The sequence below is a fragment of the Mycobacterium gordonae genome, from assembly GCF_001417955.2.
Classification (GTDB): domain Bacteria; phylum Actinomycetota; class Actinomycetes; order Mycobacteriales; family Mycobacteriaceae; genus Mycobacterium; species Mycobacterium gordonae_B.
Window position 1 is genome coordinate 1 of sequence record NZ_LKTM01000061.1, and the last position, 8,301, is coordinate 8,301.

Annotated in this window: 9 protein-coding genes; 1 reads left to right on the forward strand and 8 read right to left on the reverse strand. The window is 61.5% G+C overall.

The window, feature by feature from the left end; all coding sequences use genetic code 11:
• Positions 1–9 precede the first annotated feature (9 nt).
• The 7 genes from AO501_RS08255 to AO501_RS08280 form a co-directional block, all read right to left on the reverse strand.
• Positions 10–981: a dipeptidase gene (locus tag AO501_RS08255; protein WP_082658473.1), complete on the reverse strand. Its 972-nt coding sequence runs from the start codon at positions 979–981 to the stop codon at positions 10–12.
• 136 nt (positions 982–1,117) lie between these two features.
• Complete coding sequence (locus AO501_RS08260; protein WP_055577265.1) at positions 1,118–1,462, reverse strand: hypothetical protein; 345 nt, start codon at positions 1,460–1,462, stop codon at positions 1,118–1,120.
• Positions 1,463–1,598: 136 nt separating this feature from the next.
• The gene (locus AO501_RS08265; protein WP_156452404.1) at positions 1,599–2,996 is read right to left on the reverse strand and encodes a hypothetical protein; all 1,398 of its coding nucleotides are present in this window, start codon (positions 2,994–2,996) and stop codon (positions 1,599–1,601) included.
• 28 nt (positions 2,997–3,024) lie between these two features.
• The gene (locus AO501_RS08270) at positions 3,025–3,333 is read right to left on the reverse strand and encodes a hypothetical protein (protein WP_156452405.1); all 309 of its coding nucleotides are present in this window, start codon (positions 3,331–3,333) and stop codon (positions 3,025–3,027) included.
• 192 nt (positions 3,334–3,525) lie between these two features.
• Positions 3,526–3,822 (reverse strand): hypothetical protein, encoded by a 297-nt coding sequence (locus AO501_RS38940; RefSeq protein WP_082658474.1) that lies wholly within the window; start codon positions 3,820–3,822, stop codon positions 3,526–3,528.
• A gap of 216 nt (positions 3,823–4,038) precedes the next feature.
• Positions 4,039–4,848 carry a hypothetical protein gene (locus AO501_RS08275; protein WP_055577268.1) on the reverse strand — a complete coding sequence of 270 codons (810 nt, stop codon included), beginning with the start codon at positions 4,846–4,848 and terminating at the stop codon, positions 4,039–4,041.
• A gap of 259 nt (positions 4,849–5,107) precedes the next feature.
• The gene (locus AO501_RS08280; protein ID WP_055577269.1) at positions 5,108–6,643 is read right to left on the reverse strand and encodes an ROK family protein; all 1,536 of its coding nucleotides are present in this window, start codon (positions 6,641–6,643) and stop codon (positions 5,108–5,110) included.
• 225 nt (positions 6,644–6,868) lie between these two features.
• Here AO501_RS08280 and AO501_RS08285 point away from each other — a divergent pair, with 225 nt between their 5' ends.
• A complete protein-coding gene (locus AO501_RS08285) occupies positions 6,869–7,285 on the forward strand; it encodes a hypothetical protein (protein ID WP_055577270.1) in 417 nt (138 codons plus the stop codon).
• A 247-nt stretch (positions 7,286–7,532) separates the two neighbouring features.
• On the opposite strand, the gene AO501_RS38945 is transcribed toward AO501_RS08285, so the two are convergent.
• Positions 7,533–8,301: hypothetical protein (locus tag AO501_RS38945; RefSeq protein ID WP_231752395.1), on the reverse strand; the 769-nt coding region annotated here is incomplete at its 5' end.

Below are 8,301 nucleotides of genomic sequence, written 5' to 3' on the forward strand. Positions count from 1 at the left end.
TACCAACGGTCACAACCGATTCCTGAGCACATGTCGGCGACGCTGGGCAGCACAGACGTTGAGTTCAGAGAATACGGCGTGGATGTCGGCTTCGGCCCAGCCTTCACTGGTGAGATGCTGGTCGAGGGTGAGCAGGGTTTCCGGCGGCATCCATTGGATGGGTCCCCAGCGGGTGTAGCTGTCGTCGAATAAGTGCGGGTTGCGCAATAACTCGTCGTTGAAGTCGTCGTGGTCGAAGGAAAAATCGCTGCTGATGCCCACGTGGTCGATTCCCACCAGGTTGACGGCGTAATCAAGATGTCGCGTCATTGCTTCCAGTGTTGGAGTGTTCGGTCCCAAGAAGATTCCGACACCGGTGATACCGACAACGCCGCCGGTATCGGCACAGGCGCGGGCTTGGTCATCGGTGATATTGCGTGGGTGGTCCCACACCGCCTTCATACACGAATGGCTATACACCACAGGACTTTTGGATGCACGGCACATACCAAGTCCCGTGCGGGTGCTGCAATGCGACCCGTCGGGGACGATGCCGACCATGTTCATCTCGGCGACAATGGCCTCACCCCATGCCGTCAGCCCCGTGTCGTCACTGTCCAGGCAGCCGCCGCCGGCACGGTTGGCGTGGTTGTAGGTCGGTAGCAAGGTACGAACCCCGAGGCCGGCCAACGTCGCCAGATTGTCGAGGTCCGCGTCGAGCGGTGCGGAGTCTTCCAGATCGAACACCACCGAGATCCGGCCTCGCGCGGTGATGCGGTCCACGTCGTCGACGCTCGATGCCAGCTCAAGATCGGGATGGGCGTCCACCGCGGTCCGGTAATGATTGAGCAGAGCCATCGTGTCGGCGAATGAGTGAGGCGAATAGCCGGCGTTGACCGATACGAAGGTCCCGCCTCGACGTTCATAGCGGGTCAGAGGATCGACGTCCGCGCCGACCTGTAGCGGCAGGCAGGTGTGCTGGTCCCAGAGAAACTGCGGCATGAATACCGATAGTGCCCGAACGCATCAATAGCCCCCATGGTCCCTCATGAGACAGGAAGCGAGTCGTCCACAATCTCTAGAAACGAAGACAGCCGACTCTGTTGGCACCCGGGTGTTGTTAGAGACGCTTTGACGCTTATCGATAGGGCGCGTGGTAGAGGACCACGTATGTGGGCCGATTTTCGGCGAGCGGTATGAGCACGAGGATTTTGCGGCCGCCTTGGTATTGATCGCAGGATCTGAAATCCAAGCGGTTGATCGAGATGCTTGCCTGGCTGAGGACCTCGTCAACGAGACCGTCGGCCATGATCGGCGGGTAGTCAAAATGTTTGTACTGGACATTCTGGCAGGTTTGGGTCATCACCTCTTCGCGTGGCGCAAGAAAACTGATCACCGCTTTGGCGCGGTAATCGCCCAGCGCCGGTTTGATGACCTGTACTTGCGTGGCGTCTGTCGGCAGAACGATGCCGAAGTCCCCCATGATGCGACGGGCATCCTCCTGAGGAGTCACACTCGTGGAGGGACTAGCAGTCGTAGTCGACGTAGCGGGTTGACGCGCGGTGGCACACCCCGGAGCGAAAGTGCAGAAAGCCACGGCGCACGCTAGGACGAATCGTTTAGCCATTGCGGTGGATTCCGGTGCTGCCTGTCATTGTGAATTCGCGTGCCCATCCGATTCGTTGGAAACGCGCCATTTCGGCGTCGGTGACTGTGGAGCCGCCGATTTTCGTCGACTTGCCCAGATCCCAGTTGTATCGGTCCCTGACATTCACATCGCCGTCGTAGGAGTAGGTCCACGGATGACCTTCGGCCGTTGGCGGCAGGACGGTGATCTGGCCTGTCAGGTTGTAGTCGAAGCTGCCCATCGCATAGAACCAGTCCCTTTCGGGGCCGTCACCGCTTTGATGGGCTGCGGCGCCGTTCCAGATTGTGTTGACAGGAAACGTCAGTGGACCAGTCGTGCCAGCCAACTGCGCCCGACTAATCGCCTCCGCCGCAAGTTGCTGCGTCCGGCGATCAACGAGGCCCTGAAACTCCGGGATGTCGTGGAGCATCTGGCGGACGTCTTGGGGTAGCGGTGTTCCGGTGACATCGAAGTAGTGATTGAAATTCCTTGCTGCGTGCGGTATCTCGTCGCTTTTCCACCACGCCCCTGCCTTGGCTTCGGCGTACTGGACCGCATCACCGGGACGCGGCTCCCAGCTGCCGAAGGGGCCCGCACCAGGGTCCTTCGGCTGCCACGCGGGCGGTTCAGGTTTCCTCGGCAGCGTCGTGCCCGGCACCGGGGGACCCAACTCATCAGGGTAAGGATCTCCGCCGGGCGTAGCGCCTTCGATGCCCCCGGGCGCAGGTGGCTCGCCGTGTTCTCCGCCGCGACCCGAACCCTGCTCACCCTCACCACCGGGCGGCGCGGGGTCTTCGGGCAACGGACCACCAGGGGTCAACGGAACGTGATGGTCGACGAGCTGCACACCGCTACGCTGGCCCCCTGCCGTCGCGCTGAACGGAGGCCTCAACCCGCCCCGGTCTCGGTCCATTTGCTCAGCCACCCGCTGCTCAGCAGCCCACCAATCCGTGGCGGCCTCTTTGATCTGCGCGGAGAATGATGTCGTTGCCTGCTGATACTTTTCAGCGCTGGCATCGCTCATCCCCGAGGGCCGTGTCCACGACACCGACAAGTCATCGTTGACCACGAACCCTTGACGTTCGGCATTGTCGATCATCGCCCGCACATTGCTCAGCTTGGGCATCACCGACTCCGTCACACCCCGAAAAGTCCGATCCGCCATGCCCGTGACCTCATCGGCCCCGCCGACGATGGTCTTACGGTCGCTGGAGGCCATGGCCATCGTCGCCTCCGCAGTACGCCCAGACCACAATTGCCCGCCCGGGCGTTCCACCAGACGCACGTAATCATCGGCCGTGGTCTCCAGGCCCGCCGCCGCCGACCTCCACGAGTCAATCAACGCCAGCACCAACTCCGGGTTGGCCGCATCGATTTGGCTGCGAGTCACCACCGCCGGCCGCCCTCGCCCGTGTTCATCACACCAGCATCGTCGGCGGCGGCGCGTAAGACGGTGACGCCTCAGCACCGGTGATCACTGCCGCCCGGTCCGCGTCGGCGGCCGCGAACGCGGTGCGCGCCCGACCAACCCGATCACCCACCACCGACAAACGATCAGCCACCGCGCGGCCAAACGCCGGCAGCGTCTCAGCACTGATCAACCGCGCAGCCACCAACGTCGGAGCATCACCGCCGCCAGCGGCCGACAGCAACGGCTCGCTGGCCCTGGCCGCCAACGCGCGCAACCCGGGACCCAACCGACCCAGCGAGTCAAGCTCTAACTGCAAGATGTCCTGCGACGGCAAAGTTCTGACCCCCTGGCAAACACCCGCACACGGCAGTCCAGCCACAATACCAACACCACGACCTGCACGTTTGCCGCTTGCGGCCCTAACCTTGGCGACCGGTCGCCTCCACACGGACTGCACAGACACTTAGGGAACTCTCTGACACCCAGTCCTCAGGCACCACCCCGTCCGTTAGTTTCGCGATCCACGAGGACGGCCACGTGAACGCATCCGCACGGGATAACCGTCGCGTTCCGCTACACCTCGAAGGCGGTTCAAGGCAAAGTCGCGGGCACGACCCGACTCGGGGATCACCACCCCCGCCCACAACCCCTCAGCCCCTAATGCCTGGTAAGCCTGCCTCGCGCACCGGCCCCGCAGCGGGCACACCACACACAACGCCACCGCCTCTGGATCGGGACACGTCGTCGTCCACCGCGCGGGCTCCGCCGCGCACACCGGCACGTACCCTTCCAGCGTCGCCGACATTGCTGATCCTCCCTCGGACTACCGGCAAACCGCAGACACCATCTATCAATACCCACCGAGCAGCCCAGCATCAGCGACTCGGTGACCGAGAACACCGCAAAGGCAGCTTCAAACTTGCCGGTGGCCCTCCCAGGGCGAGACAGCATCTGAGACGTCTGGATTCTCTATATGTGAGACGCGGTGCCGATGACGATGGCGTGCGGATCGGGCTGTTGCCTAGGGTTCGCGGTTGGCGACGTCTAACACCCGGCTGATGCTTGTTAGGGCTGCAGCGGCGTCGGGGCAGATGGCGCGGACGATTTGGATGGCGTCTCGGTATCGTTGTACGTGCTGGGCGGTGAGTATTTGTTCGTAGTGTGCGATGCGGTTGCGTAGGACGCGCAGTCGTTCGGCGGCGTCTCCTACCCGTCGACCTTGGTCAACGAGGGCTCGCTTTCCTGGGAGGCTGGCGTCGATGGGGAAGACGTTGTCAACGTTGGGAAACGCCGATCGAACACCGCCGAGCCACATGAACTCTCGTGGGGTAAAGCCTTTGTGTCGTTGATCTGCAGTGGTGGGCATGAGATGCACCAATTCTCCGAAGGACAATTGAGCAAGCAAATCGTCGTGGGTGATCGGTGCTCCGCGGCGGGGGTGTCCGGGACCGCGGCTACGCGTCACGTTTATCCGAGCGTTGTGGATGACGCGGCGGCCTCGGCGTCTGCTTCTGCCGCCTTCATTGTTGTGCTCCTGGTGAGGTTCCGGTCGCGGAGGGTCGATGAGGGCTTTGAGTTCTGGCGCTGGGTCCAACAGCCATTCTCGCGGGTGTGACGATTTCGGATAGGTCGCGTTCCATTGCGAAAGTCCCTTGTCGATGGCGTTTCGGAAGGCTACTTCGGAGTATCCGAGGACCTCGTGCACCGCGCTTGCTAGCGATGCGTGCCACGCGTAGAGCTCGCCGATCTGGTTTTTGGTGTAGTAAGGCCGGTACTCCTCGTAGGCCGCGATGCGGGCAGTGCCGAGCAGCGGCAGGATCCGGTGTGGCATTCCGCAAGAATATGACCGGGGATTGCCTTGCGCGGCTATATCATCTACACTCGGGTGCGAACAGCCGCGAAATGCAACAGATCCGCGTGCTAATTATGAAAACCCCCGACTGGAATTCGGGGGTTTTCTGTTGTCTGCAGGCTGTGGAGCTGTGGAGCTGTGGAGCTGTGGAGCTGTCTGTGACACTAACCACAATCCGACTTCAACGCAAGTGGCATAGCTCAGGATTTTTTACGCTCTAGAGATTCTTGGGGAATTTTTATGACACTAGTTCGCGTGTGCCGGCCTTGCGGTTAGTAGAGAAGCTGCACCCATCGACGCGTAGGGCGTGTTCGATAAACCCCTGCAGGAGGCAGACTGCGGCGGCGCGTGCGCATAGTGGTGCAACGTCTTCCTTGGCCAACGGCCGGAAGGTTAAGAAGTCGCCTTCCGCGCGCCCAACGTTGCCGAATGCCGCGCATATCTCCGCAGTGGCCGCAGGGCGGTACTCGGCTGCCGCAGTGTGGTCTTTAGGTCGGGCAAGCCTAGTCGGCAGGTAGACGATGATGCGTGTGGGATTGACAATGTTAGACACATGCGCAATAGCGCGGCCCAGGGCGAATCCGGCGCTACGAAACGTCACACAAGCCTCATCGGTGTTCAGGGCCAGGGCGTCGTCGAAGGTAACGCCCAATTGGCCCGCGATACGGCTGGGCGTCGCACGTGTGTCGACGTGTCCATTCCGACCGCATTCACAAAGATCCTCGAATGTGCGGACAAGCCCTTCCGCTGGAGGGGCTTGATCCCCGTGAAAGTCCACGGCGCCTGGGGTGCCAGGGACATGGACAACCTGTAGGTGACCGATTTCCATTGCGGTGCCGTTGCCCCCACGTCGGAGGCGTCCATCTAAGACCAGGCCGGCGCCCACGCCCTCGTCGAAGACGCTAATCACAGCCAGGTCGGGAACGGCGTAGTGCTCCTCGTGGATGGCCAAGACCGCCAAGGCGTTGACGTCGTTCTCGATGACCACCGGCGTGATGCTTCCTTGGCTATCGGTAAAGAGGTCTTGCAACTCCTCCTCGAAGCCGTGGTAGTCGACTTTGGTCGCGCCGCCGGCTCGCGCAATCGACGCGATCGCGCCGTCGAAGACCGGGGCGCCTACCTCAACTCCCACCCCGAACAATTCGAACGGCGTGAAGGCGGCCAGTTGCTCCTCGCGTTGCGCGCGAAGCGAAGGGTCGAAGTCTGCGTCGGCGGCGTCGACGGCTGCCGCTAAACGGTCGTGGGTTTGAGCGTCTAACTGCATCTTGAGATTAGTCACCAAGTCGTGAATTGCGTGCGCGACGCCCTTCCATCCATCGGTGTCGCCGCCGGCGAGCTCGCGCGATTCGGCGGCCAGTCCTCGGGTACTGTCAAGTCCGACGAGCACGGCGGTGATGAATTTGGGGACATTGCCACGCTGTGCGATGTGAACACCGGCAATCACCACGCCATGACCAAAACGCAGGGATTCCAGACTCCTTGCGCGCCGCCCGTCTTCTGATTCGCTCTTGAGCTGGCGTTCCCCCTCTTCGAGGAAGCCTCGCTTGGTCAGCGCCCGCACGGCCTTGCTGACAGTAGCCTGCCGCAACACGCGGCGATCAACGGGTCGCGCATCGGACCCGCGTTCCAGATGCCACCGCGAAGTCTCATTGGGCGCGCGCAACGACGTCCGCGCTAGCACCATGCCGATGACTTCCTGACCTACCCCCGAATCCGCGACCATCGCGTCCAGCTGTAATTGAAAGGCTTGATGAGCTGCGCTTTCCCGTTTCACCTTGCGCCACGTCCTGTCGTCATCAATAGAACTACGGGGTTGCTTCTGCCGGCGACGGAGGCCATAGCACTAGAGAGTAAACCAATCTTTGGGATTGCGAAGTTTTTGACGAATGCGGCATATCTTGATACGGTCATAGTCGTTACATAGACCCCCTAGCCGGTAGGCGCCAACCCCCCAGAATCGGTGCCCGCCCAGAGGCGCCGGCAACTCGCGGGAGGTCTCATGAACGCCAACAACACAAGGGCCGCCTTGGTGGACCGCTTGTTCACGACCTGGCGGCGGTGTACGGCCTGGTCGGCAAAGCTGGCCGTTGCACTGGTCGCAGTTTCAGCACTATTCGGCGTTGTCCAACCAGGTCTTTCGCAACCGGCGGTTGCGCAGGCCTACACGTTTCAAGGACCGGACAAGGTCGGATATGGCCGGGCGGTCATTTTGTTCAACCGGGACGAGACCCGCAAGATCGGCCTTGGTGGCCTGCCTGCCATGCCCCCGGGCAACCCAGCCTTTGCGGCATTCAATATTGCCAAGGCCGGGCTCGGCGCTATCGCCATGAACTATTACAACCGAGGTCTGTGCAGCGCCTACGCCTGGTCGATCCGACCGTGGGACAACCAAGGCTTCATGAGCCGTAAGTGTTAGCTGCTCACACCCCTGCGGGACGGTCCCGAAGGCCCTCACAACTTCGGGACCGCCACAGCGCCCGGAACCCCCAGCCTTACCTGAGACAGGAACTGAGCCGTCCACGTTCTCTACAAACGAGACGCGAGGCCGAGAGAGGCGGCACCACCACCGCGTCCATCAAAGTGCTCCCGCACGGCTCGCTGAAGCGAGACAACAAGAAATGAGCCGTCCACATTTTTCTAGATGTGAGACTCAGGCCAGTTACCTAAGCCCTGATCGCCCCTCTTAACCCCGCTAAGTCAATCAGGCATGGCACGTCCCCCGTTGTCCCCCAGGCGTACCGACGTGCTTGCCAACTCGTGGTCGCAAGCGCACGATGCCCTTCGATCATCCGTTGGGTATGGATGTCCATAGCACGCGCTTCAGCGACCACTGCGACGGCCATGCCGCGGTGAAGGTCGACGTGACCGATCAAACCACTGCCATCCGAGATTGCTGGAGCTTCGGAATCGGCGCCGCTGAAAAGGATGTGCACCTCAAGAACGTCATCCGAGCTTCGCGGATGATCCCAACGGTGTTTCCGTACCCCACTACACGGCGGTTCATCCTGGAACATCGGCGCGAGAGTGGTTGCCGGAAACAGGATTACACTGGCTTGGTACCAGTCGTTGATCTTAGGCGCGCGCATCCAGTAGTCGCAGATCGACTCATCGTTTTCAGGCGGCAAACGACGTCTGGTGAAGTCGCCGGAACACTCAATCAGCCAGCTGCCCTGCAAGAAGCTTAGTTGCAATGTGCCAATCAGTTGATGACTGCCGATGAGTAGCTTGCCTTTTTGCCTTCGAGCGCTGGTCGTAGCGAACCAGGTAAGCGATCGACGGCCATCGGGTCGTTCGATCCTCCACCGCAAGTAGTCGGCCTGTTCTACGCAAGTTCGAATCCCAGTGTTGCCAGAAGTGAGTCTGTCAAGTTTGATCGGGCCCGGGAGGACACGTTGGGTTGGCCCCATCTTGGCGTGCGTTGGGCAACGTGTG

Bases quoted from the DNA above. Each gene is read 5' to 3' on its own strand.
- AO501_RS08255 (WP_082658473.1), bottom strand. From the start codon at position 981: ATGCCGCAGTTTCTCTGGGACCAGCACACCTGCCTGCCGCTACAGGTC.
- AO501_RS08260 (WP_055577265.1), bottom strand. From the start codon at position 1,462: ATGGGGGACTTCGGCATCGTTCTGCCGACAGACGCCACGCAAGTACAG.
- AO501_RS38940 (WP_082658474.1), bottom strand. From the start codon at position 3,822: ATGTCGGCGACGCTGGAAGGGTACGTGCCGGTGTGCGCGGCGGAGCCC.
- AO501_RS08275 (WP_055577268.1), bottom strand. From the start codon at position 4,848: ATGCCACACCGGATCCTGCCGCTGCTCGGCACTGCCCGCATCGCGGCC.
- AO501_RS08285 (WP_055577270.1), top strand. From the start codon at position 6,869: ATGAACGCCAACAACACAAGGGCCGCCTTGGTGGACCGCTTGTTCACG.